This is a genomic window from Variovorax sp. FW301-JW7 (genome assembly GCF_058788795.1).
This window is the reverse complement of the sequence record NZ_JBYTBC010000003.1, coordinates 468,978-493,490: the sequence shown is the minus strand read 5'-3', so window position 1 is coordinate 493,490 and position 24,513 is coordinate 468,978. Positions and strand designations below refer to the sequence as shown.

Genomic DNA, 24,513 nt, shown 5'->3' with positions numbered 1-24,513 from the left:
GGACGCGACGACATGCCCGCCGTTTCATCCCGGGGCCGCGGCCGCCGCACGATCAACGAGATCAACATGGTCCCGTTCATCGACGTGATGCTGGTGCTGCTGATCATCTTCATGGTCACGGCCCCGCTCATCACGCCGAGCGTGATCAACCTGCCAACGGTAGCTCGCGCCAACAAGCAGCCCGAGAAGCCCATCGAGATCGTCATCAAGAGCGACGACGAAGTGCAGATCAAGAAAGACCCGTCCACCGGCACCGGCGGCGCCTCGATTCCCATGACGCAGATCGGCTCGGCGGCCAAGGCCGCGCAAGGTGGCGACGCTCAGCGACCAGTTGTTATCAGCGCCGACGAATCGGTGAAGTACAAGACTGTTGTCAAGGCGATGGAGCAACTGAAAAGCAGCGGCATCGAACGTGTAGGCCTGTCTGTGAAGACCACGGGCGGCAAATAAGGCATGTCGCTCGCCCTGGATCGCCCCGAGTTCGCGCCGCCGCCGCAGCGCGGCACGCCCCGCGCGGTGGTACTCGCGCTCATTGCCCATGCGCTGCTGATCGCCGCCCTCACCTGGGGCGTGCGCTGGCGCAGCGAAGCCGATGACGGCGCGGTCGATGCCGAGCTGTGGTCGACCACGGTGATGCAGGCCGCCCCGCGCCTGTCGGTGCCGGAGCCGCCGGCGCCCGTGCCCGCACCGCCCCCGCCTGCGCCCGCGCCGCCCCCGCCACCTCCCCCGGCCGTCAAGCCGCCCGAGCCGGCGCCCGCCCCTGCGCCCGACATCGCACTGGAGCGCGAGAAGAAGCTCAAGGAACAGAAGGCGCAGAAGGAGCGCGAGCTCGAGCAGCAACGCGTGCAGCAGCAAAAGAAGAAGGAGCTCGAGGCCAAGGAGCGCGCCGAAGACGAAGCCGAGCGCAAGAAAGAGCAGCAGAAGAAGCTGGCCGACCAGAAAAAGCAGCAGGAAGCCGAGGCCAAGCAGGCCGAAGCGAAGAAGGCGGAAGCGGTCGCCAAGCAGGCGGCCGCGGATCGCGCCGCAACGCTCAAGCGCATGCAGGGCATGGCGGGCGCCAGCGGCAACGAAGACGCCAAGGGCAACGCCCAGCGGTCGTCCGGCCCGTCCAGCGGCTATGCCGGCCGCATCGCCGCCGCCGTGCGCCCGAACATCACCTTCCCCGATGCCGACAGCGTGAACGGCAACCCCGAGGCCGAGTTCCTGGTCAACCTGGCCCCCGACGGCACCATCGTCGGCGTCAAGCTCGCCAAGTCCAGCGGCCTGCCGGCCTGGGACGAAGCGGCGGAACGCGGCCTGCGCAAGACCGACAAGCTGCCGCGCGACACGGACGGGCGCATCTTCCCGTCGCTCATCGTCACGCTCAAGCCCAAGCGTTGACACCCGCAATCACCCACATCGTGGGTGATTGCAAGCGACACCACCCGCTCGTTTAGGATCGTCGGCAACTCATTGTTGCTGGCGCTCCTGACATGGTCGACTCTTTCCCTGCCGTTCGCCTCCAAGACCTGACGCCGCTGCCCTACCAGCAGGCACTGGCCGCCCACCTCCAGGCGAACGAACCCGAGGCCTGGCGCTGGGCCGCTTCGGCTGAAGCGCGCGAAGAACACACGGCCGCCATGCGCGCCGAACTGCTGCGCAGCGCCTACCGGCTCGACGCCGAAGCACACCCCGACCTGCATGCCGACGCCACCCTGGCCGCGCAGCGGCTGGGCGTCACGGCGCGCATCACGCTCTACCAGGCCCCGTCCGGCGACGGCGCGGCCATGAACGCCGCGATCTACGTCGTACCGGGCGAGGCGCACATCGTGCTCTCGGGCCCGTTGCTCGAAAAACTGCAGCCGCCCGAGCGCCAGGCCGTGCTCGGCCACGAGCTCGCGCACTACCTGCTGTGGGAGCGCGACGGCGGCCAGCACCACGTCGTCGACCGCCTGCTGCACGCCACCGCGGCCGACCCGCGCGCCGACGCGAGCCACCTGCAGGCCGCGCGGCGCCATGCGCTGTACACCGAGGCCTTTGCCGACCGCGGCGGCTGCGTGGCCTGCGGCGCGCTCGAGCCCGCCGTGAGTGCGCTCATCAAGATCGAGACGGGCCTCACGCAGGTCAACGTGGCGAGCTACCTGGCGCAGGCCGAAGAAATCTGCGCCGACCCCAACAACAAGGCGCTGCAGACGCGCGGCGTGAGCCACCCCGAGGTGTTCGTGCGCGCCCGCGCGCTGCGCCTGTGGGCCGGCCGCGAGCACGACGCCGACGAATGGCTGGCCGCCGCGCTCGAAGGTCCGCTCGACCTGGGCACGCTCGACATGCTCGGCCAGCAGCGCGTGAGCGCACTCACGCGCGGCACCCTGGCGCAGCTGCTGCAACGGCCCGTGCTGCAGTCGGACTCGCTGCTGGCGCATGCGCGCCGCTTCTTCCCCGACTTCGCGCCGCCCACGTCGGCGATGCCGCCGCCCGAGCCCGCGCCCGCCGGCCTGCACGACTACCTGGCCAGCGTGCTGGTCGACTTCATCGCCGCCGATCCCGAGATGGACGACGTCACCCTCGCCGCCGCGCTGGGCCTGGCCGATGCGCTCGGCTGCGACACGCCCTTCGAGCAGCGCGTGCTGAAGGACCTGGGTCTGTCCAAGCGCAACTTCACCCGCGTCAAGCGCGACGCCGCCGCCTTGCTCGACAAGGCCGCCACCTCTTCTTCGCAGGCCGCCGCCGCATGACCCTCGCTCCCGCCCCGCTCCTGCAACTGCTCGCCACCGCCGAGGCCCATGGCGGCCTGCAGACCGACGACGTGCTCAAGCTCGTGCTGCCGCTGCTGCGCGAGGTCTCGGCCCTGCACGAACTCGGCCACGTCGCCGCGCTCGGCAGCGCTTTTGCCTACCGCGTGACCGACGCGCCCGCCGAACCTGCGCTGGCACTGGCCCAGCCCGAAGGCACCGCGCCGCGCCGCCACCCCGAGGCCATCGCGCCGCTCGAACAACCCGCCGCCTCGGTGCTGCGCGTGGTCGGCGAAACGCGCCTGACCGTCGATGCCGACGCCGGCGTCGCGCTCGAGAACCTCGCGGTGATGCCCGAGGCCGGCCCCGACACCGTGCCCACGCGCCCCGTCTACCTGCCCGGCTACACCGCGTGGGAACTGCGCCTGGGCCACCACGACGCGCTCGGCGACATCCTGTGCCTGGGCCAGGTGCTGGCCAGCCTGTCGTGCGGGCTCGACTTCACCGACGGCGACGACCTGACCCGCTTTGCCACGCACCGCGGCAACCTGTTCGAGCTGAACCGCCGGCTGCACCCGGTGGTGGCCGCCGTGATCTTCGAGATGACCGCGCTCGACCGCCACGAACGCGCGCGCGACCTGCCTTCGGTCATCCGCCGCCTCGAGACCTACCGCGACCAGCCCGTCGACCTCGGCCTGGACCGCATCGCGCCCGCCCGCGACGGCGCAGGCCAGCGCCGCCAGGCGATCCAGCTGCACCTGCGCGACCGGCTGTTCGACCTCTCGCGGCGCAACCGCCTGCTGTACTTCAAGCCGACGCAGGCGCATGTGAACCTCACCGTCGCAAGCGTGCCGCTGGTGGTCGACCTCAACAGCATCCGCACCGACCAGCTGTGCGTGTGGGACGGTCGTTTTGCCGCCGACATCGCGAGTTGCGACCCCGTGCCGCTCGCGCGCTGGCTGCGCTTCGAAGACCAGCCTTACCTGCCCGGCGCGCTCGACCGCATCCTGCAGGAGGCGCGGCGCGACCGGGCCGAGTACGGCTTCTCGCAGCTGTCGCTGGTGATCGCCTTCCTGCGCTGGCACAACCTCAAGGAGGGCGAGGCCGAACGCGCCGAGCGCATCGCCTCGCCGCTGCTGATGCTGCCGGTCGAGCTGACGCGCAAGAAAGGCGTGCGCGACCAGTACCTGCTCGAAGCCTCGGCCAGCGAAGCGCAGGTGAACCCCACGCTGCGCCATCACCTGCGCCAGCTCTACGGCATCGCGCTGCCCGAGACGGTGGACCTGCGCGAGACCTCGCTCGAGCAGTTCCATGCGCAGCTGTCGGCGCAGATCGCGCAGAGCGAGCCCGGTGTGCAGCTGCGGCTCGTGAAGCAGCCCGAGATCGCCGTGATGCACCAGCGCGCGCGCCAGCGGCTCGAACAGTTCAAGCGCCGCACCCGCGTGCGCTCGCCCTCGGCGGTGCCGGTGGCCGCGCAAGACTTCAGCTACGCGCAGGACGACTTCCGCCCGCGCGGGCTGCAGCTGTTCCATGCGCGCGTGCGCCCCGTGCCGCTGCCGGTGCGCGAGGCCGTCGGCGGCGCACCGCAGCCGCGCGCGCCGCAGATGGCGGCCACGGCGGTCGACGACACCGAGCGCAAGACCTTCGCGCTGCGCGAGAGCAGCGGCAACCCCTACCAGTGGGACATCGACCTCACGGCCGTGACGCTGGGTAACTTCAACCACCGCAAGATGTCGCTGGTGCGCGACTACTCGGGGCTGGCCGAATCCGACCTGGCGAGCGAGGCCTTCGACCGCGTGTTCTCGCTGCAGCCGCGCCGCGTCGACGGCGAGACGCCGCCCGCCCTGCCGCTGGCCGACCAGTGGCCCGTGGTGCAGGCCGACGCCACGCAGACCGCCGCGGTGGCGCTGGCGCGCACCGGCACCAGCTACATCATCCAGGGCCCGCCGGGCACAGGGAAGTCGCAGACCATCACCAACCTGATCGCCGACTACGTGGGCCGCGGCCAGCGCGTGCTGTTCGTCTGCGAGAAGCGCGCCGCCATCGACGTGGTGTTCCACCGCCTGCGCCAGCAGGGGCTGGACGAGCTGTGCTGCATGATCCACGACTCGCAGGGCGACAAGAAGGCCTTCGTGCAGAACCTGCGCAAGACCTACGAGCTGTGGCTCGAGGCGCCCGGCACGCTGGCACAGGAAAACACCGAACGCACGCAGGTGCTCGACGCCATGGACCTCGACCTGCGCGCGCTCGAACGCTTCGACGCGGCCATGCACGACGTGCCCGAACACATCGCCGTGACGCTGCGCGAGCTGCTGTCGCGGCTGGTGACGCTCAAGGCCGGCGACCCATCGCTCACACCGGTGCAGGCCGAAGCATTGCCCGCCTTCGCGGCCTGGCGCCGGCATGCGGAGCTGGTGTCGCGCCTGCACCTGGCCGTGACCGAAAGCCTGGGCGCCCCCAGCTTCGCGCAGCATGTGTTCGCGCAGCTCGCGCCCTCGCTGCTGGCGCGGGAGAAACCGCTGGCGCGGCTGGTCGAGCGCAGCGAACGCGCCATCGACCTCAGCGCCCCCTGCCGCGATGCGCTGGTCGACGCCTGGCCGCCGCTGGCCGAGGCCGGCGTGCTGTGGCGCGATGCGCTGGCCGTGGTGGCCGATGCGCGCAGCGTCGCCGCGCTGGCCGCGCGCGGCCAGCTGGCGCTGCTCGATGCGGCGCACCCGAGCAGCCTCGCGCTCGGCCACGCCTTGAACGAAAGACGCACGCTGCAGCAGGCGCTCGACGCGCAGCTGCAGCGCACCGCCCACTGGCGCGACAAGCTCTCGCCCGGCGACACCGAAGCCGCACTGGCGCAGGCCCGCGCGCAGCAAGGCTCGCTGCTGCGCTGGCTGCAGCCCTCGTGGTGGCGCCTGTCGGGCGAACTCAAGCGCCGCTACGACTTCGCCGCCCATGCCGTGCGTCCGCAGCCCAGCCAGATCCTCGAAGACCTGCGCGCCGAACAGGCCGCGCGCACCGCGCTCGACCAGCAGGCGGCACACCTCGAGGCCGACTACGGCTGCACCGACGCCGAGGCTTTCGCGCAGCAGCTGCAGGCGATGCGCGGCATCGACGCCGGTGCCGGCCTGCGCGCGGCGTTCCAGGCCCACCTGCGCACCGACGCGGGCCGCCGCAGCGTCGAGCAGCTCGTCGCCGCCGCGCCGCGCGTCGACACGCTCGACGCCCTCTGGCGCGACCTGCTGCACGACGCCGGCGCGCAACCGCTGGCCGCGCTCGACGCCCTGGCCCGCACGCTGCGCGATCAGGCCGACGCACTGCCGTCGGTGCTCCAGCCGCTGCAGGAACTGGCCGAGGCCGACCCGGCCGTGGCCGCCGCGCTGCGCACCCTGCCGCTGCCGCCCGAGGCCATCGAGTACGCCGTCGCGCGCGAAGGACTGGAGCGCGTGTACCGCACCGAGCGCTGGCTGCCGCGCTTCGACGGCGCCACGCTCGCGCGCCATGCGCAGCGCCTGGGCGAAGGCGAACGCAAGCTGCTCGAACGCAACGCGCGCACGCTCGCCGCCGCGGTGCGCCAGCGCTTCCGCGACCATGTGCAAAAGAGCGCCCTGCCCGCCAGCCAGCTCGACGCCGACGGCAAGGTCTTCAAGAAGAGCTACAACGCCGGCCGCCGCGAGCTCGAGCACGAGTTCGGCAAGACCATGCGCTACAAGGCGATCCGCGAACTCGCCAGCGGCGACACCGGCCGCGTGGTGCGCGACATGAAGCCCATCTGGCTCATGAGCCCGCTGTCGGTGTCCGACACGCTGCCGCTCGCGGCCGACCTGTTCGACGTGGTGATCTTCGACGAGGCCAGCCAGATCCCGGTCGAGGAAGCCGTGCCGGCGCTGTACCGCGCGCCGCAGATCATCGTGGTGGGCGACGAGATGCAGCTGCCGCCCACGAGCTTCTTCTCGTCGGGCCGCGACGCCGAGGAAGACACCGTGTCGGTGGCAGGCGACGATGCAGAAAGCGGCGAGGAAGGCGAACGCATCGCCGTCGTGCTCGACGCCGACAGCCTGCTGAACCAGGGCGCGCGCAACCTGCCGGCCACGCTGCTGGCCTGGCACTACCGCAGCCGCTACGAATCGCTCATCGGCTTTTCGAACGCGGCCTTCTACGCGGGCAACCTGTACACCATTCCCGACCGCAGCCTGCCCGCGCCCGAGCGCGGCGAGATCGTGGTGCAGTCGCGCAGCCCGACCGACGAGTCCGTGAAGGCGCAGGTCGACGCCCTGCTCTCGCGCGCCATCAGCTTCCACCGCGTGGCCGATGCGGTGTACGAGAACCGCATCAACGACGGCGAGGCACGCCACATCGCGCAGCTGGTGCGCGAGCTGCTCAAGCGGGAGACCGGGCGCAGCTTGGGCATCGTGGCCTTCTCCGAGGCGCAGCAGGGCGAGATCGAGGAGGAGCTGAACGCGCTCGGCGCGGTCGATGCCGACTTCGCGGCGCGGCTGGAGGCCGAGTACGTGCGCGAGGAAGACGACCAGTTCTGCGGCCTCTTCATCAAGAACCTGGAGAACGTGCAGGGCGACGAGCGCGACATCATCATCCTCAGCATCTGCTACGGCCCCAACCCCGAGGGCCGCATGCTGATGAACTTCGGCCCCATCAACCAGCGCGGTGGCGAGAAGCGGCTGAACGTGATCTTCAGCCGCGCCAAGCACCACATGGCGGTGGTCTCGACCATCCGCCACGAGGCGATCACCAACGACCACAACGAAGGCGCAGCCGCGCTGAAGAACTTCCTGCGCTATGCCGAGTGCCTGTCACGCGGCGACGAGGACACGGCGCGGCGCGTGCTCGAAGGCATGAACCCGCTGGCGCGTGGCCAAGTGGCGCGGCACGCGCGCACGGACGAGGTCACGGCGCAGATCGCGCAGGCGCTGCGCGCACGCGGCCATGCGGTGGACGAACAGGTGGGGCAGTCGCGTTTTCGCTGCGACCTCGCGGTGCGCGCGGCGGGCCAGGGCCACTATGCGCTGGGCCTCCTCGTGGACGGCGCGGCGCAGGAAGGCACGCGCCACAACGTGCTGGAACGCTACGTCTCGCGTCCGCGCATCCTCGATGCTTTCGGCTGGCAGGTGATGCAGGTGCTGGCCAAGGACTGGCTGCACGCCCCCGAGGCCGTGCTCGACCAGGTCGAGCAGGCGCTCGGGAAAAAGGCGGGGGTCAGCGCAGGACGGTGATGACGCGCTTGACGTCGAGTTCGGTCTTGCCGGTGAGCCGGTCCTTGTCGAACTTGCCCGTCACCTCGACGCGCACCTTGTCGTCGATCTTCACGCCCGGCGGGAAGTACTTGGCGTCGATCTCGACCTTCAGGCGTCCCGTGTCGTCGGCAAAGGTGTAGTGCTCGCCGCCGTCGTGCGAGACGATGAAGCCGCGCACCGTGGCGTGCTGGTCGTCCTGGCCGGTGTCGAGCAGCTGCTTGACCGTGAGGTTCGGCACCGAGCTCGGGCCGGCGTACTGGGCCCAGGCCGCGGCCATGGGCAGCGCCACGCCGAACGTCAACGCGGTGGTCTTGAGGATCTTCTTGAAATGCATGCGGTCGTTCCTCCTGTGAATGGCCCAAGGCCAGGTTGCAACAGTCTGATGGACCGCGCGCAGGCCCCGAGGTTCCCCGGGGCAGCGGGACCGCGGGGCCCGATCAATCGTAGATGACCTGCGCCTTGCCCGCTTCGGCCTGCGCGGTCCAGCTCGCAAGCGCCGCATCGGTCGGGAAGAACTTGGCGCGCTCGCCCAATTGCAACTCGACCTGCGCCCCGCCCCGCGCCATCGACAGACGCACGGGCAGGCCGTGCACCAGGTCGCCGACCTCGGTCTGCTCGGTGCGCGCCGGAAAGTCTTTCAAGAGGCGCGCGATCTCTGGCACCTTGCCATTGACCGCCACGCGCAGGAACTTGCCGAAGCGGCAGCGCGCCGAGGCCAGGTCCCACACCTGCTGCACCTGGAAGCGCGCTTCGAAACCGCCGCGCGCGGGCTGCAGCTTGCCGCTCACGATGACGAGTTCGTCGTCCTTCAGCGTGTTGCGGTTGGCGTTGATGAGCGCCTCGTCGGCCGTGGCGTCGATGGACTCCGACTTGTCGTCGAGCTTGAAGATCGCCAGCCGGCCGCGCTGGCCGTTGATGACGCGGAAGTCGCTCACGATGCCGGCGATGACCTGCGGGTCGCGGCTGTCGAGCAGGTCGCCGATCTCGCGCTTGCAGAAGCGCCGCACCTCGTGCGAGACCTCGTCGAAGAGGTGGCCCGACAGGTAGAAGCCGACCGCCGTCTTCTCGAAGGTCAGGCGCTCCTTCACGCCCCAGGGCGTGGCGTCGACCAGGTCGGGCTCCTGCGTGGCCGAACCGTGTTCGCAGTCGCCGAAGATGTCGGCCTGCGAGGCGTTGGCCGCCGTGGCGATGGCGAACTCGAAGGCGCGGTCGACCGAGGCGATGAGCGAGGCACGGTTCTGCTGGATGGCATCGAACGCGCCGGCCTTGATGAGCGCTTCGACCGTGCGCTTGTTGATGCGCTGGCGGTCGATGCGCACGCAGAAGTCGTACAGGCTCTTGAACGGCCCCCCCTCTTCGCGCGCCCGCACCACGGCCTCGACCGCGAGCTGGCCCGTGCCCTTCACGGCGCCCAGGCCGTAGCGGATGATCCGGTTGGTGACCGGCTCGAAGCGGTAGTTGCCGCGGTTCACGTCCGGCGGCTCGAAGGTGATGTTGAAGTTCTTCTGGGCGTCTTCGAACAAGAGCTTGAGCTTGTCCGTGTCGTCCATTTCCACGGTCATGTTGGCGCAGAAGAACTCGGCCGTGTAATGGACCTTGAGCCAGCCCGTGTGGTACGCCAGCAGCGAGTAGGCGGCGGCGTGCGACTTGTTGAAGCCGTAGCCCGCGAACTTCTCCATCAAGTCGAAGATTTCGTCGGCCTTGTCCTGCACGATGCCGTGCGTGGACAGCGCGCCCGCGCGGAACTTCTCGCGGTGCTCGGCCATTTCCTCGAGCTTCTTCTTGCCCATCGCGCGGCGCAGCAAGTCGGCGCCGCCGAGCGAGTAACCGCCCAGGATCTGCGCGGTCTGCATCACCTGCTCCTGGTAGACCATGATCCCGTAGGTCTCGGAGAGCATCTCGGCCACGGCCGGGTGCGGGTACTCCACGTCTTCGCGGCCGTGCTTGCGCGCCACGAAGCTGGGAATCAGGTCCATCGGGCCCGGACGGTACAGCGCGTTCAGCGCGATCAGGTCTTCCAGGCGCGTGGGCCGCGCATCTTTCAGCATGCCCTGCATGCCGCGGGATTCGAACTGGAACACGGCCTCGGTCTTGCCGTCGGAGAACAGGCGGTAGGTCGGCCCGTCGTTCAGCGGGATGTTCTCGAACGCGAAGTTCTCCTGGCCCTTGTGGCGCTTCATGATGAACTCGCGCGCGATCTCCAGGATCGTGAGCGTGGCCAGGCCCAAGAAGTCGAACTTCACGAGGCCGATGGCCTCGACGTCGTCCTTGTCGTACTGGCTCACGGCCGATTCGCTGCCGGGCTGCTGGTAGAGCGGGCAGAAGTCGGTGAGCTTGCCCGGCGCGATGAGCACGCCGCCGGCATGCATGCCGATGTTGCGGGTCATGCCTTCGAGCTTCTGCGCGAGCTCGACCAGCATGCGGACTTCTTCTTCCTTCTCGATGCGCTCCGCCAGCTGCGGCTCCATCTCGATGGCGTAGTTGTTCTTGTCGCCTTCGATCTTGGTCGCGGGCGGATATTGCAGCGTGACCGACATGCCCGGCTTGTTCGGAATCAGCTTGCTGATGCCGTCGCAGAACATGTAGCTCATGTCGAGCACGCGGCCCACGTCGCGGATGGCCGCGCGCGCGGCCATGGTGCCGAAGGTGGCGATCTGGCTCACGGCGTTGCGGCCGTACTTGTCCTTCACGTAGTCGATCACGCGGTCCCGGTTGCCCTGGCAGAAGTCGATGTCGAAGTCGGGCATCGAGACGCGTTCGGGGTTCAGGAAACGTTCGAACAGCAGCTTGTATTCGAGCGGGTCGAGGTCGGTGATCTTCAGCGCGTAGGCCACGAGCGAGCCCGCACCCGAGCCCCGGCCCGGGCCCACGGGGCAGCCGTTTTCCTTGGCCCACTTGATGAAGTCGCCCACGATCAGGAAGTAGCCGGGGAAGCCCATGTTCAGGATCGTATTGATCTCGAACTCCAGGCGTTCCACGTAGCGCGGCCGTTCGGCCTCGCGCTTGGCTTCGTCCGGGAACAGGTGCTTCAGCCGCACCTCCAGGCCTTCGAACGACTCCTGGCGGAAGAACTCGCCGATCGGCATGCGCACGCCTTCGGCGATGAAGGGCGTGGGAAAGTCGGGCAGCTGCGGCTTGCCGAGCACCAGCGTGAGGTTGCAGCGCTTGGCGATCTCGACCGTGTTGGCCAGCGCGCTGGGCACGTCGGCAAACAGCGCCTGCATCTCGGCGCTCGACTTGAAGTACTGCTCTTCGGTGAACTTGCGCACGCGGCGCGGGTTGCCGAGGATTTCGCCTTCGGAGATGCACACGCGCGCTTCATGCGCTTCGTAGTCCTGGCGTTCGGCGAACTGCACGGGGTGCGTGGCGACCACCGGCAGCTTCAGGCGGGCCGCGAGCTTCACGGCCGCAATCACGTGCGGCTCGTCTTCAGGACGGCCGGCGCGTTGCAGCTCGATGTAGAAACGATGCGGGAACATGCCCGCGAGCTGCAGCGCCAGTTCGGCGGCGCGCTCTTCCTGGCCTTGCAGCAGCGGCTGGCCCAGCGGCCCGGCCTGTGCGCCCGACAGCGCGATCAGCCCGCCCTGCAGCTCCTGCAGCCACTCGAGCTTGCAGGCCGCCTGCGACTGGCCACGGCTCACGTTCTGCGTCCAGGCGCGGGCGAGCAGCTCCGACAGGTTGAGGTAGCCCTCCATGCTCTGCACCAGCAGAATGAGGCGGGTCAGCGCGCCGGGCTCCTTGCCCAGCCCGTCGATGAAGATTTCAGCGCCGATGACGGGCTTGACGCCCTTGCCCCGGCCCTGCTTGTAGAACTTGACCGTCCCGAACAGGTTGTTCAGGTCGGTGATGGCCAGCGCGGGCTGCTTGTCGGCAGCGGCGGCCTTGATGACTTCGTCGATTCGATTCGTGCCATCGACGACGGAAAACTCGGTGTGCAGACGCAGGTGAACAAACATCCGTCGATTGTAGGAAGCGCCACCCCACGATGTGGTGCGGTGATCCCTACAATCCCGCCCCGTGCAAGAGATTTTGAATATCGCCGCCTACAAGTTCGTGGGCATCAACGACAGCCCCGTGCTGCGTGAGACCCTGCGCGACCGCGCGCAGGCCCTGGGCCTCATGGGCACGATCCTGCTGGCGCCCGAAGGTATCAACCTGTTTCTGGCGGGGACGGCGCAGGCCATCCATGCCTTCCTGGCCGACCTGCGCGCCGACGCGCGCTTTGCCGACCTCGAAACCAAGGAAAGCTGGTCGGCCACGCAGCCTTTCCGGCGCATGCTGGTGAAGCTCAAGCGCGAGATCATCCGCATGGACCACCCCGCGATCCAGCCCGCCGCCGGCCGCGCGCCCGGCGTGGACGCGCCCACGCTCAAGCGCTGGCTCGACCAGGGCCACGACGACGCGGGCCGCGAGATCGTGATGCTGGACACGCGCAACGACTTCGAGGTCGACGAAGGCACCTTCGACGGCGCGGTCGACTGGCGCATCACCAAGTTCACCGAATTCCCGCCCGCATTGAAGGCGCACCGCGCCGACTTCGAGGGCAAGACGGTGGTGAGCTTCTGCACCGGCGGCATCCGCTGCGAGAAGGCGGCCATCCTCATGCGCGAGGAAGGCGTGGAGCACGTGCTGCAGCTCGAAGGCGGCATCCTCAAGTACTTCGAGGATGTCGGCGGCGCGCACTACCACGGCGACTGCTTCGTGTTCGACGGCCGCCGGGCCCTGGCGCCCGACCTCAGCGCGCGCGCCTCCGACGCCAGCGCCCGGGCCTCGGAAGACCCGGACATCGGCATCAAGCAGTAGACAGAAGGCTCAGACCGGCGTCGTGCCCGTGTCGGGCTCGCGCACGCCGAAGGGCTTGCCCGGCAGCGGAATGAACTCGGTCTCGCCGGGCACGTGGCCCATGCGCTGCGCGGCCCAGTCGGCGCCGGCTTCGAGGATGCGCTCACGCCGGCTCGAAACGAAATTCCAGGTGATGTAGCGCGGGCCGTCCAGCGGCTCGCCGCCGATCACCATCAGGCGCACGGCGGCGTCGGCAGTGAACACCGCGCCCTGCCCGTCGGGCAGCACCGCCATCGTGTGGGCGGGCGCCGGCTCGCCGTTCACGCGCGCATCGCCGTCGACCATGTAGACCGCCAGTTCGGGCGCCAGTGCGGGCAGCTCGAAACGGCCGCCGGCCGGCAGCGCGATATCGAGGTAGACCGTCTGCGCCAGCGTCTTCACCGGCGAGCGAACGCCGAAGGCCTCGCCCACCAGCACGCGCACGGGCACGCCCTGCACCGTCAGCTCGGGAATGGCGTCGGCCGGCGTGTGCTCGAAGCTGGGCTCGACCTCTTCATGGGCCTGCGGCAGCGCGGCCCACAGCTGCAGGCCGTGGTTCACGAAAGTGTCGGCCAGCAGGCGCTCGGGCTTGCGTTCGGAGTGCACGATGCCGCGCCCCGCGGTCATCCAGTTGATGGCCCCGGGCTGGATCTCCTGCACGCTGCCCAGGCTGTCGCGGTGCATCATCGCGCCCTCGAACAGGTAGGTGACCGTCGACAGGCCGATGTGCGGGTGCGGGCGCACGTCGTGCGCGTTGCCGGGCTGCTCGGTGGCCGGGCCGAAGTGGTCGAAGAACACGAAGGGCCCGACCGAGCGGCGCTGCGCCGCCGGCAGCACGCGCCGCACGTTGAAGCCACCGCCCAGGTCCTTGTCGTGGGGCCGCAGCAATTGGATTTCGGGGATGGTGTCGGTCATCGTGGTGTCCTTGTGGGCGAAGTTCTTTGGGGGCGTTATGCGCGTGATCTTGCCACTGCACCCACGCGCTCGCCGAAGGCACGCGCGGTTTCCAGGTCGCCCTTGGGCATCTCGGCCGGGCTCGCGTCCGAGGGCGACTGCGTGAGCAGGCCGCCGTAGCCGCCGACGTAGTTCATCGCGTCGCGCGTGGCCGCCTTGTTGTTGGTCGGCAGGATGCCCATGCTGACCCAGATGCCGCTGTGCTGCATGGCCAGCGTCCACAGGTAGGTCATGGTCGTGACCTTGTCGCCGTTCATCGTGGCGCTGTTGGTGAAGCCGGCGAAGAGCTTGTCTTTCCAGCCTTGCGTGTACCAGACCTTGGACGACGCATCGGCGAATTTCTTGAACTGCCAGCTCACGCCGCCCATGTAAGTCGGCGAACCGAAGATGATCGCGTCGGCCGCGGCCAGCGTCTCCCAGCCACCGGCCGGCAGATTGCCGTCGGCGTCGATGGCGAGCAGCTGCGCGCCCGCCCCGTCGGCCACGGCCTGGGCCACGCGCTGGGTGTGGCCGTAGCCGGAATGGAAGACAACGACGATGTTTGCCATGAAAACGGATTTCCTCAATGAAGCGATGAAGTCGGCAGGCCGCGCCCACGGGGTGGGCGCGGCCTGGGTGGAGCGAGCTTACTTTTTATCGATGCTGAAACGGCCGGCGCCGAATGCCGCGAAGGCCAGCAGACCGCCTGCGATCGCGATGTTCTTGAAGAACATCAGCTGGTTCACGAAGGCCTTGTCGGCGGGCATGCCCCAGTAGTTGTGGAACAGCACGGCCGCGGCCACGGTGAAGATCGCCAGCACGATGGCCGACAGGCGCGTCTTGAAGCCGACCAGCAGCAGCAGGCCGAGCCCCAGCTCCACAACGATCGCGATGACCGCCGCCACCTGCGGCAGCGGTGCACCCACCGAGGAGATGTACCCCACGGTGCCGGCAAAGCCCATGAGCTTGCCGAAGCCGGCGGGCACGAACAGCGCTGCAAGCAGCACGCGGCCGATGAGTGCCAGCGTGTCCTGGGCGGCGTTGGGGGCGGTGGTTGTGGTCGTAATGGCCATGGTGAAACTCCTCGTTGGTTGTTGAAGCGAAAGGAACAAAGAAAAAGACGCCGTCTCAGGCCGTCAGGTCGAACACCAGCACTTCGGCATCGGTGCCGGCGCCGAGCGTGAGTTGCGATTCGCCTTCGAGCATCGCGGCGTCGCCGCCCACGAGCTTCTGGCCGTTGACTTCGAGCTCGCCGCGCACCAGGTGCACGTAGCTCTTGCGTTGCGGATCGAGCGCCAGGCTGGCGGTCTCGCTGCCGTCGAACAGGCCGGCGAACAGGCGTGCGTCGGCGTTCACCGTCACCGAGCCGTCGCGGCCGTCGGGCGAGGCCACCAGGCGCAGGGTGCCGCGCTTTTCGGCGTCGCTGAACTGCTTCTGCTCGTAGCCGGGGGCGATGCCGCGTTCCTTGGGCTCGATCCAGATCTGCAGGAAGTGCGTGGTCTGGTCGGCCTTGTGGTTGAACTCGCTGTGCATCACGCCACGGCCGGCGCTCATGCGCTGCACGTCGCCCGGCGGAATGGATTCGATGTTGCCCATGCTGTCCTTGTGCGCGAGTTCGCCCGAGAGCACGTAGCTGATGATCTCCATGTCCCGGTGGCCGTGGGTGCCGAAGCCGGCGCCCGCCGCCACGCGGTCTTCGTTGATCACCCGCAGGTTGCCGAAGCCCATGTAGGCCGGATCGTAGTACCCCGCGAAGGAAAAGCTGTGGAACGAGCGCAGCCAGCCATGGTCGGCATAACCGCGTTCCTGGGATTTACGCACTTGCAACATATCGAACTCCTTGCTGCCCCACCCGGTTCGGGCGCCGGGGCTTTCGTCGTGGGCCGCGCCGGATGCGCAGCGGATGAGAAGAATTCTGGACCTCCATCCCCCTCTGAAAGACGCCCGGTTTTGATGGCATCATTCAAATTATTTGAACGATGGAGCCCGCCCCATGACGAGCGCCCGAGACGTCCTCACCCCCGACGCGCTGGCCATGCTGCAGACGGTGGCCACCACCGGCAGCTTCGCCGCCGCCGCGCGCGCGCTCGGCCTGGTGCCCAGCGCGCTGAGCTACCGCGTGCGCCAGATCGAGGACGCGCTGGACGTGCTGCTGTTCGACCGCAGCGCGCGCCAGGCCCGCATCACCGAGGCCGGCGCCGAACTGCTGCGCGAGGCCGCGCGCCTGCTCGGCGAGATCGACGCCGTGGCCAACCGCGTGAAGCGCGTGGCCACCGGCTGGGAGCCGATGCTGACCATCGCGGTCGACAGCGTGATCGCACGCGACCCGTTGCTCGACCTGTGCACCGCCTTCTTCGCGCTCGAGCCGCCCACGCGCCTGAAGCTGCGCGACGAAACCCTGCTCGGCACCATCGAGGCGCTGACCAGCGGCGAGGCCGACCTGGCGATCGGCGCGGTGCTCGATGCCGCGAGCCTGGCCTTCACCGCCACCGGCATCCGCAGCCGGCCGATCGGCGAACTGCGCTTCGTGTTCGCGGTGGCGCCGCACCATCCGCTCGCGCGCCTGCCGCAGCCGCTGAGCGACGCGGTGCTGCGCCAGCACCGCGCGGTGGCCGCGGCCGACTCGGTGCGCAGCGGGCCGAGCATGACCGTGAACCTCGTCGGCGGACAGGACGTGCTCACCGTGCCCAGCATGCAGGCCAAGATCGCCGCGCAGCTGCACGGCCTGGGCGGCGGCTTTTTGCCCGAGCCGATGGCGCGGCCCTACATCGAGGCCGGCCATCTCGTCGAACTGAAGACCGAACGCCAGCCGCCGCTGGGCACCATGCACTGCGCGTGGCGCGTGCGCAGCGCGGGCAAGCCGGGGCGTGCGCTCGAATGGTGGCTCGCGCAGTTCGAGCACGAGGGCACGCGCAAGGCGCTGCTCGAACGCCACCGGGGCCGTTGAACGCCACGCGATGAGGGCTGCATAAGGGTCGCCCCCAGCCCGGCGGCGCGCGCAGACCGAGTTAGAGTGTGCACGGCCTCCTCAGTCATCACCCTGTCAAAGAAAAGAGTCCGCCATGCCCAAAGCCAAAGCCCGCGCCACCGCCGACCGCCACCGAACTCCCGCCGCCGCCCGCCACTACGCCGTCATCGGCGCCGGCATTGCCGGCGTGGCCTGCGCCCGCACGCTGATGCAGGCCGGGCACCGTGTCACGGTGTTCGAACGCGAGGCCACGCCGGGCGGGCGGATGGCGAGCATCGACACCGCCTTCGGCCGCTTCGACAGCGGCGCGCAGTACTTCACCGTGCGCGACCCGCGCTTCGCCCAGGTGCTGGCCACCACGCCCGCGCTGTGCCGCCCCTGGAGCGCCAACCTCGTGCGCGTGCTCGACGCCCACGGCCGCGTGGCCGAGGCGGCACTGCCCTCGCTGGAGCCGCACTGGGTCGCCCAGCCCGGCATGGACGCGCTCGTGGCCCACTGGGCCGCGCCGCTGGGCGAGCACCTCGTCACCGGCACGCAAGTCACCCGCATCGAGCCCGACGCGCTCGACGCCACCCGTTGGCAGCTGCGCACCGCCGGCGCCGACGATTCGCAGCATGTGTACTCCGGCTTCGACGCCGTGCTGCTGGCCGTGCCGCCCGCACGCACCCGCGAGCTGCTCGCCGATGGCGAACGCTCGGCCACGCTGAGCCGCAAGATCGACCGCGTGCGCATCGCGCCTTGCTGGACGCTGATGATCGCCTTCCCCCAGGCCAACCAGGCCAACATGTCGCACCTCGGCCCGCAATGGAACGTGGCGCGCAGCACCCACCACCGCGTGGCGTGGCTGGCGCGCGAATCGTCCAAGCCCGGCCGCGAGCGCGTCGAGCGCTGGACCCTGCAGGCCAGCGCCACCTGGTCGCAAGAACACCTGCGCGACACGCCCGCGCGCATCGAGGCCAAGCTGCTGCGCGCCTTCTCGGAGATCACCGGCATCCACGCCACGCCCAGCCACGCCAAGGCACGCTGCTGGCCCGAAGCGCAGACGCAGGTGCCCGTAGGCCAAACCCACCTGTGGGACGCCAAGGCGCGCATCGGCATCGCCGGTGACTGGTGCATCGGCCATCGCGTCGAAGACGGCTTTGTCTCCGGCCTCTCGCTGGCCCTCGCCGCTCTCTAAGAAAGGATGCGCGCCACCGGCCGCTTCGCCCCCTCGCCCACCGGCCCGCTGCACGCCGGCTCGCTGGTGGCCGCGCTCGCGAGCTGGCTCGACGTGCGGGCGCGCGGCGACAGTGCGCGCTGGCTGGTCCGCATCGAGGACGCCGACACCGAGCGCTGCCTGCCCGGCATGGGCGAGCACATCCTGCGCCAGCTCGCCGACTGCGCCCTGCTCCCCGATGAACCGCCCGAGTGGCAGACGCAGCGCACCGTGCACTACGAGGCGGCGCTGGCCGCGCTGCAGGCGTGCGGCCTCACCTACCCCTGCGGCTGCTCGCGCAAGGACATCGACCTGGCCCTGGCCCGGCTCGGCCATGCGCACGAACGCCACGGCGAGCGCGTCTACCCCGGCACCTGCCGCGACGGCCTGCACGGCAAGCCCGCGCGCGCCTGGCGCTTTGCCGCGCACCGCATGCCGGCTGGCGACCTGCACTGGCACGACCGCCGCCTCGGCCCGCAGCGGCAGGACGTGCAGCGCGAGGTCGGCGACTTCGTGCTGCGCCGCGCCGATGGCCCCTGGGCCTACCAGCTGGCCGTGGTGGTCGACGACGCCGAACAGGGCGTGACCGACGTGGTACGCGGCGAAGACCTGGTCGACAACACGGCGCGCCAGATCCTGCTGCAGCAGGCGCTCGGCCTGCCCACGCCGAGCTACCTGCACACGCCGCTGGTGCGCGGCGCCGACGGCGACAAGCTCTCCAAGCAGAACGGCGCCACGGCCATCGACACCGCCACGCCGCACGCCGCGCTGGTCGCGCTCGACACCGCCGCGCGCGCGCTCGGCCTGCGCCCCACGGCCGCCGGCCACTGCACCGCCGCCCTGGCCGGCTGGGTGCCCGAATGGCGCGATCTCTACAATTCGCGGCCCTCATGAACATTCCCGACACCGTGTCCAACGACCTCCCGCCCGGCGACGACCTGCCCGCATCCCCCGAAGACGACGCCACCGACGGCAAGCCGCATCCGCTGCATCGCCGCCTCAAGAGCTTCGTGAAGCGCGCCGGCCGCACCACCGACGGCCAGGCCCGCGCCTTCGCCGAGCTGGGCCCGCTGTTCCTCGTGCCCTACACGCCCGAGCGGCTCGACCTCACGGCGGCCTTCGGCGGCCGCGAGGGCCCGACGGTACTGGAGATCGGCTTCGGCATGGGCGAGGCCACGGCCCACATCGCCACGGTGCTGCCCGAGACCAACTTCCTGTGCTGCGAAGTGCACGAGCCCGGCGTGGGCGCGCTGCTCAAGCGCATCGGCGAGCAGTCGATCTCGAACATCCGCATCTGCGCGCACGACGCGGTCGACGTGATCGACCACATGCTGCAGCCCGGCACGCTGGCCGGCGTGCACGTGTTCTTTCCCGACCCGTGGCACAAGAAGCGCCACAACAAGCGCCGCCTGATCCAGCCCGAGTTCGTGACCAAGCTGGCGCAGCACCTGCGCCCCGGCGGCTACATCCACTGCGCCACCGACTGGCAGCCCTACGCCGAGCAGATGCTCGAAGTGCTGGGCGCCGAGCCGCTGCTGCGCAACACCGCGCCGGACACCGGCTACGCGCCCAAGCCGGCATACCGCCCGCTCACCAAGTTCGAGAACCGCGGCCTCAAGCTGGGCCACGGCGTGTGGGACCTGGTGTTCGAAAAACGCGCCTGAGCGCGCGTCACCCTCCCCCGCTCACTCGACGAGCTTGAAGCGGAACGGCAGCCGCATGCGGGCGCGCACCGCACGCCCGTCCGCCGTGCGCGCCGGGTCGAAGTGCCATCCCTTGAGCGAATCGGTCGCCGCCTGCGACAGCAGCGGGTGCGGTGAGCGTTCGACGCGGATGTCTTCGGGCTTGCCGTCCACGCCGACGAAGAAGGCCGTGACCACCAGGCCCTCGATGCCCTCCTCCACCAGCGCGGACGGGTAGCTGGGGTAGCGGCGCTGGCGGATCACCGGCTCCGTCACGACAGCGTCCGTCGCGGCCCGCGAATCGGCGCGCGGCGCCGCCATGAGGGTCGGCCCCGACGGCAAGGCCATCGGCGGCCCCGCCAGTGGCAGCAGTGGCGGCTCGATCATGGGGGGCGGTGGCAGCGGGGGCCGCGCGATCATGGGGGACGGTGGCCGTGGTGGCGACGCGACCTTGGGGGACCGTGGCAGCGTGGACGGCAGTGCCATCGGCGGTCCCGCCGGTGGCGGCTCGATCAGGGGCGGCGGTGGCGGCGCAACGGGCACCAAAATCTCCAGCGGGGGCGGCTCTTTTTCCACCACGGTCGGTGGGGGCGCGACACAACCGGCGAGTGCCACACACACCCCTCCCCAAACCCAGGACGTATTCAAGTTCATCAGGGCAATTCTGGAGCACCCGCGCCTTCCGCCCTGGCCTCGAAATTGCTACACTTTTTTACTATTGTTAGCAAAAGGTAGCCAATGAACGCGTCTCGCAGGACATGGCTGGGAAAAGCCTCCGCAATGCTGCTTCTGGGAAGCGGCCTCGGCATCACCCGTCCCTTGCTGGCACAGACGCCACGCCCGGCCGCCGCCGGGGCCCGCGTCGTCCTGCTCGGCCAGTCGGTGCCGCTCACCGGCAGCGCCAACGAGATCGGCAACGCCTTCGCGGCCGGCAGCCGCCTTGCGGTGAGCGACTTCAACACGCGCAACGCCGCCACCGGCCTGCAGCTGAAGCTGCTGCAACTGGACGACGGCTACGACGCCGCGCGCGCCACCACCAACGCCCGCACCCTGCTGGGCGCGAACAAGGCCGACATGCTGTTCGGCTTTGTCGGCACCGCCAGCAGCGAGGCCGGCGCCAAGGTCGCCACGCAGCAGGGCAGCCTGCTCTTTGCGCCCTTCGCCGCGTCCGACACGCTGCGCGGCCCCGATCACCCCAACGTGTTCCATGTGCGCCCCGGCATGATCGACGAGGCCCTCAAGATCGTGCGCCAGTGCGCCACCGTGGGGCAAAAACGCATTGCGCTGGTGGGTGACGACGACGCCATGGGCCGCGCCGGCCTGGCTGCCGTGCAGCAGGCCGTTTCCGAACTCAAGCTGCCGCCGCTGGTCGCGAGCGCGCTGGTGCCCGCCGGCGCCGACAAGCTCGACGCCGCGCTGAAGACCGTGCAGCAGCAGACGCCCCAGGCCATCGTGCTGGTGTCGCTCTCGGGCACCACGGCCAGCGCCATCCGCAAGCTGCGCAAGAGCGGCTACACGGGCAACTTCATGGCCTTCTCGATCGTCGGCATCGACCCGCTCTACGCCGAGCTGGGCAAGGACATCGGCGGCATCGTGATCTCGCAGGTGGTGCCCTCGCCGCGCCCTTCGGCCATTCCGATCGTCAAGGAGTACCTCGCGGCGGTCGACAACTCCGACCAGACCGCGTCGTACGAAGGGCTCGAAGGCTTCATCGCCGCCAAGGCCGCGGGCGAGGCGGTGCGCCGCGCGGGCCGCGGCTTCAACACCGCGACGCTGCAGCGCACGATGACGGCGATGACCGACTACGACGTGGGCGGCTTCCGCATCAACCTGCGCCCCGGCCTGCGCGACAACGTGCGCAGCATCGACCTGATCAGCATCTCCGCCGACGGTCGCGTGCTCCGCTGACGCGCCTCACACGGCGCTGTCGCGCAGCAGCTCGGTGAAGCGCTGCTGCACGTACAGCGCCGTCGCGCCGAGCGGCCGCCCCTGCAGCCACAGCATGCGCACCGACAAGCGCGGCAAGGCCAGCGACGGGCAAGGCACTTCCTTCAGCGCCTTGCTGAAGCCCTCGTAGCGCGCGATGTTGATGGGCAGCACGGCCCAGCCCAGGTTGTCGGCCACCATCTCGGCCGTGCTGTAGAAGCTGTCGGAGCGCCACACGCGCGGGCTGTAGGCCACCTCGTGCACGTCGTCCGCATGCATCAGCAGCTGGCGTTGCCGCGCCAGGTCCTGGCGCCGCACCGTGCGGCCGTCGGCCAGCGGATGGTCGCTGGCCACGAACACGCCCTGGCGCACGCTGCCGATGTGGCGCTGGTCGAAGCTGGCGCGCACCGGGCCGCGGTCGAAGTGAAAGGCCACACTGGCGCGCTCCTGCTCGACGTAGTCGGCCACCTCGGTCGCGGTGCCGTTCAAGAGCGTGAGCTCGAGGCTCGGAAACTTCGCCGAAATCTCGCGCATCAGCGTGCCGATGGCGGTGTACGGCAGGGCTTCGTCCAGCGCCAGCGACAGCGCGGCCTCGTCGCCTTCGTGCAGCGAGCGGGCGCGCTGGTCGAGCTGCTCGGCCTGCCGCAGCAGTTCGCGCGCCTCCAGCAGCAGCACCCGGCCCGCATCCGACAGCTGCGCGTTACGGCGCGAGCGGTCGAACAACGCCACGCCGAGGTCGACCTCGAGCAGCCCGATGGCCGTGCTCACGGCCGATTGGGCCTTGCCCAGGTGGCGCGCCGCGGCCGAAAACGAGCCGCACTCGGCGGTCGTCACGAACTGGCGCAATTGGTCAATGGTCCATTCCATTTCGGTCATCCATCTATTTTTTAGATTAATTCCATCTTTATTCATTCATTTCAATGACGCAAGATGGCGCCATGACGAATGTGAACAACAAGACGACACCGGTGTTCGAACTCAGCTGGTGCAGCGATCCTTCCCAGGCACAGGCGATGACGGCCCTGTTCCTGCAGCAACTTTCCCCTTCCTACATCTCGCACTCCGAGTTGCAGGAGCAGCGCGCCGTGGCCCCCGGCGAATGGCGCAACGACCTGCCCGCCGTCTTCATGGCGCAAGTGCGCGAGACCCTGGCGCTGGACCCGGCCACGGCCACCGCACGCGTGGCCGTCGCGCAAGCCGACGGCGCTCTGGCCGGCTTCGCGCTGGTGTCCATCGACGACACCCGCCGCGCCGCCCGCAGCTTCGCGACGCTCGACGACCTCCTCGTCGACGCGCGCTTCCAGGGCCAGGGCCTGGGCGGCCGGCTGTTCGACTGGGTCTGCGCCGAGCTGCAGCGCCACGGCATCCAGCGCCTCTTTCTCGAAAGCGGCATCGGCAATACCCGCGCGCACGACTTCTTCCACGCCCGCGGCTGCGAGACGGTCTCGGTGACGATGCTCAAGGAACTGGACAGCACCACCTCACAGTCGCACGACCGGAGGGCCACGCCATGAACGGCTTGACCCCCACCGCCAAGAAATGGATCACGCTCGGCATCGTCTCGATGGCGCTGCTGCTGATCGTGGTCGACATGACCGTGCTCTACACGGCGCTGCCCACGCTCACGCACGATCTGGCCGCCTCGGCCACCGAGAAGCTCTGGATCCTCAACGCCTACACCGTGGTCGTCTCCGGCTTCCTGCTGGGCATGGGCGCGCTGGGCGACCGCGTGGGCTACCGGCGCATGTTCGTCGCGGGTCTTTCCGTGTTCGGCGTGGCCTCGCTGTGCGCGGCCTACGCGCCGAACCCGGCCGTCCTCATCGCCGCGCGGGCCCTCTTGGGCGTGGGCGCGTCGATGATGATGCCGGCCACGCTGGCGATCCTGCGGCTGGTGTTCACCGACGAGCGCGAGCGCGCGGTGGCCATCGGCGTGTGGGCCTCGGTGGCCTCGGGCGGCGCGGCGCTCGGGCCGGTCGTGGGCGGCGTGCTGCTCGAGTACTTCTGGTGGGGTTCGGTGTTTCTCATCAACGTGCCCGTGGTGGTGCTCGCGCTGGTGCTGGCCCTGTGGCTGCTGCCGACGCAGCAGAACACCGGCACGCGCCCGTGGGACTTCATCGGCTCGGTGCAGGTGCTGGCGGGGCTGGTCTTCCTGGTGCTGACCATCAAGGAACTCACCAAGTTCGCGCCCTCGGTCACGGCAGCCGCCATCACCGGCGTGCTCGCCGTGGTGGCCATGGCTCTCTTCGTGCGGCGCCAGCGGCGCAGCAGCGCACCGCTGATCGACTTCCGCCTGTTCCGCAACGCCTACTTCTCGGGCGGCGTGATCGCGGCCATCGTGGCCTCGGTGGCCCTGATCGGTGTCGAGCTGGTGTTCAGCCAGCGGCTGCAACTCGTGGTCGGCCTCACGCCACTGCAGGCGGGCCTCACCCTGCTGCCGCTGCCGCTGGCCGCCTTCGTGGCGGGGCCGCTCGCGGGCCTGCTGCTGGCGCGCATCGGCTCGCGCCCCGTCATCCTGGGCGGCCTCGTGACCACGGCGCTGGCGCTGTGCGCGCTGGCGCTGGCGGTCGATGCCGGGGGCCTGCTCAAGCCGGCCATCCTGGTGCTGCTGGGGCTGGGCGTGGGCGCGACCATCACGGCGGCGTCGAACGCGGTCATGAACAACGCGCCCGTCGAACACGCCGGCATGGCGGCGTCGATCGAGGAGGTGTCGTATGAACTCGGCGGCGTGCTGGGCATCGCGCTGCTGGGCAGCGTGCTCTCGGCGAGCTACACGGCCGCGCTGGTCATTCCCGACGGCCTGGCCGTGCCGGCCTCGGCCGGCGACAGCATCGACGCCGCGCTGCTGGCCGCCGAAACGCTGCCCGCGCCGATCGCCTCGCAGCTCGTGGCGCTCGCGCACACGGCCTTCGACCAGGCCTTCTTCTCGGTGATGGGCGTGGCCGTGGCGATCGTGATTGCAGCAGCCTGCGCCGTGGCGTTCCTCGGCTGGCGGGCCCGCCCGACGGCTGCGCAGCGCACCGGGCGCTGCGCGTAGCCGGCC

General features: G+C 69.7%; 20 protein-coding genes. 12 read left to right on the top strand and 8 right to left on the bottom strand.

The window, feature by feature from the left end:
- Nucleotides 1-12: 12 nt before the first annotated feature.
- From AC3WQM_RS10705 to AC3WQM_RS10690, 4 genes are all read left to right on the top strand, one after another.
- Nucleotides 13-450 (top strand): ExbD/TolR family protein, encoded by a 438-nt coding sequence (locus AC3WQM_RS10705; RefSeq protein ID WP_492678590.1) that lies wholly within the window; start codon nucleotides 13-15, stop codon nucleotides 448-450.
- A 3-nt stretch (nucleotides 451-453) separates the two neighbouring features.
- Nucleotides 454-1,380 carry a cell envelope integrity protein TolA gene (gene tolA, locus AC3WQM_RS10700; RefSeq protein WP_492678588.1) on the top strand — a complete coding sequence of 309 codons (927 nt, stop codon included), beginning with the start codon at nucleotides 454-456 and terminating at the stop codon, nucleotides 1,378-1,380.
- Between the two features lie 92 nt (nucleotides 1,381-1,472).
- Nucleotides 1,473-2,711 carry a M48 family metalloprotease gene (locus AC3WQM_RS10695; protein WP_492678586.1) on the top strand — a complete coding sequence of 413 codons (1,239 nt, stop codon included), beginning with the start codon at nucleotides 1,473-1,475 and terminating at the stop codon, nucleotides 2,709-2,711.
- Nucleotides 2,708-7,927, top strand: a complete 5,220-nt coding sequence (locus AC3WQM_RS10690; RefSeq protein WP_492678584.1) for an AAA domain-containing protein — start codon at nucleotides 2,708-2,710, stop codon at nucleotides 7,925-7,927. Before AC3WQM_RS10695 ends, AC3WQM_RS10690 begins: the two co-directional genes overlap by 4 nt.
- On the opposite strand, the gene AC3WQM_RS10685 is transcribed toward AC3WQM_RS10690, so the two are convergent.
- Nucleotides 7,911-8,282, bottom strand: coding sequence for a YgiW/YdeI family stress tolerance OB fold protein (locus AC3WQM_RS10685; protein WP_492678582.1), 372 nt, complete (start codon nucleotides 8,280-8,282; stop codon nucleotides 7,911-7,913). The two genes, AC3WQM_RS10690 and AC3WQM_RS10685, sit on opposite strands and share 17 nt — an antisense overlap.
- 103 nt (nucleotides 8,283-8,385) lie before the next feature.
- Complete coding sequence (gene dnaE, locus AC3WQM_RS10680; protein ID WP_492678580.1) at nucleotides 8,386-11,904, bottom strand: DNA polymerase III subunit alpha; 3,519 nt, start codon at nucleotides 11,902-11,904, stop codon at nucleotides 8,386-8,388.
- Nucleotides 11,905-11,965: 61 nt separating this feature from the next.
- On the opposite strand from dnaE, the gene AC3WQM_RS10675 reads away from it, so the two are divergent.
- On the top strand, nucleotides 11,966-12,751 hold the full coding sequence (locus AC3WQM_RS10675) for a sulfurtransferase (RefSeq protein ID WP_492678578.1): 786 nt from the start codon (nucleotides 11,966-11,968) through the stop codon (nucleotides 12,749-12,751).
- A gap of 9 nt (nucleotides 12,752-12,760) precedes the next feature.
- Here the strand turns inward: AC3WQM_RS10675 and AC3WQM_RS10670 are convergent, their stop codons facing one another.
- From AC3WQM_RS10670 to AC3WQM_RS10655, 4 genes are all read right to left on the bottom strand, one after another.
- Nucleotides 12,761-13,684 (bottom strand): pirin family protein, encoded by a 924-nt coding sequence (locus AC3WQM_RS10670; RefSeq protein WP_062481625.1) that lies wholly within the window; start codon nucleotides 13,682-13,684, stop codon nucleotides 12,761-12,763.
- A 35-nt stretch (nucleotides 13,685-13,719) separates the two neighbouring features.
- Nucleotides 13,720-14,271, bottom strand: a complete 552-nt coding sequence (locus AC3WQM_RS10665; protein ID WP_070060379.1) for a flavodoxin family protein — start codon at nucleotides 14,269-14,271, stop codon at nucleotides 13,720-13,722.
- A 78-nt stretch (nucleotides 14,272-14,349) separates the two neighbouring features.
- Nucleotides 14,350-14,775 carry a DoxX family protein gene (locus tag AC3WQM_RS10660; RefSeq protein WP_492678575.1) on the bottom strand — a complete coding sequence of 142 codons (426 nt, stop codon included), beginning with the start codon at nucleotides 14,773-14,775 and terminating at the stop codon, nucleotides 14,350-14,352.
- 55 nt (nucleotides 14,776-14,830) lie between these two features.
- Nucleotides 14,831-15,532, bottom strand: a complete 702-nt coding sequence (locus AC3WQM_RS10655) for a pirin family protein (RefSeq protein ID WP_492678573.1) — start codon at nucleotides 15,530-15,532, stop codon at nucleotides 14,831-14,833.
- Between the two features lie 163 nt (nucleotides 15,533-15,695).
- On the opposite strand from AC3WQM_RS10655, the gene AC3WQM_RS10650 reads away from it, so the two are divergent.
- The 4 genes from AC3WQM_RS10650 (at nucleotide 15,696) to trmB (ending at nucleotide 19,529) form a co-directional block, all read left to right on the top strand.
- Nucleotides 15,696-16,649 carry a LysR family transcriptional regulator gene (locus AC3WQM_RS10650; RefSeq protein WP_492678571.1) on the top strand — a complete coding sequence of 318 codons (954 nt, stop codon included), beginning with the start codon at nucleotides 15,696-15,698 and terminating at the stop codon, nucleotides 16,647-16,649.
- A gap of 115 nt (nucleotides 16,650-16,764) precedes the next feature.
- Complete coding sequence (locus AC3WQM_RS10645) at nucleotides 16,765-17,847, top strand: NAD(P)/FAD-dependent oxidoreductase (protein WP_492678569.1); 1,083 nt, start codon at nucleotides 16,765-16,767, stop codon at nucleotides 17,845-17,847.
- Between the two features lie 6 nt (nucleotides 17,848-17,853).
- Nucleotides 17,854-18,759: a tRNA glutamyl-Q(34) synthetase GluQRS gene (gluQRS, locus tag AC3WQM_RS10640; protein ID WP_492678567.1), complete on the top strand. Its 906-nt coding sequence runs from the start codon at nucleotides 17,854-17,856 to the stop codon at nucleotides 18,757-18,759.
- A complete protein-coding gene (gene trmB, locus AC3WQM_RS10635) occupies nucleotides 18,756-19,529 on the top strand; it encodes a tRNA (guanosine(46)-N7)-methyltransferase TrmB (protein ID WP_492678565.1) in 774 nt (257 codons plus the stop codon). Before gluQRS ends, trmB begins: the two co-directional genes overlap by 4 nt.
- A 21-nt stretch (nucleotides 19,530-19,550) precedes the next feature.
- On the opposite strand, the gene AC3WQM_RS10630 is transcribed toward trmB, so the two are convergent.
- Nucleotides 19,551-19,934 carry an energy transducer TonB gene (locus AC3WQM_RS10630; RefSeq protein WP_492678563.1) on the bottom strand — a complete coding sequence of 128 codons (384 nt, stop codon included), beginning with the start codon at nucleotides 19,932-19,934 and terminating at the stop codon, nucleotides 19,551-19,553.
- Between the two features lie 351 nt (nucleotides 19,935-20,285).
- Here AC3WQM_RS10630 and AC3WQM_RS10625 point away from each other — a divergent pair, with 351 nt between their 5' ends.
- Complete coding sequence (locus AC3WQM_RS10625; RefSeq protein ID WP_492678561.1) at nucleotides 20,286-21,455, top strand: ABC transporter substrate-binding protein; 1,170 nt, start codon at nucleotides 20,286-20,288, stop codon at nucleotides 21,453-21,455.
- 6 nt (nucleotides 21,456-21,461) lie between these two features.
- Here the strand turns inward: AC3WQM_RS10625 and AC3WQM_RS10620 are convergent, their stop codons facing one another.
- Nucleotides 21,462-22,340: a LysR family transcriptional regulator gene (locus AC3WQM_RS10620; protein ID WP_492678559.1), complete on the bottom strand. Its 879-nt coding sequence runs from the start codon at nucleotides 22,338-22,340 to the stop codon at nucleotides 21,462-21,464.
- A 71-nt stretch (nucleotides 22,341-22,411) separates the two neighbouring features.
- Here AC3WQM_RS10620 and AC3WQM_RS10615 point away from each other — a divergent pair, with 71 nt between their 5' ends.
- Complete coding sequence (locus tag AC3WQM_RS10615; protein WP_492678557.1) at nucleotides 22,412-22,987, top strand: GNAT family N-acetyltransferase; 576 nt, start codon at nucleotides 22,412-22,414, stop codon at nucleotides 22,985-22,987.
- Entirely contained in the window at nucleotides 22,984-24,507 is a 1,524-nt protein-coding gene (locus AC3WQM_RS10610) for an MFS transporter (RefSeq protein ID WP_492678555.1), read from the top strand. Before AC3WQM_RS10615 ends, AC3WQM_RS10610 begins: the two co-directional genes overlap by 4 nt.
- The last annotated feature ends 6 nt before the right edge of the window (nucleotides 24,508-24,513 follow it).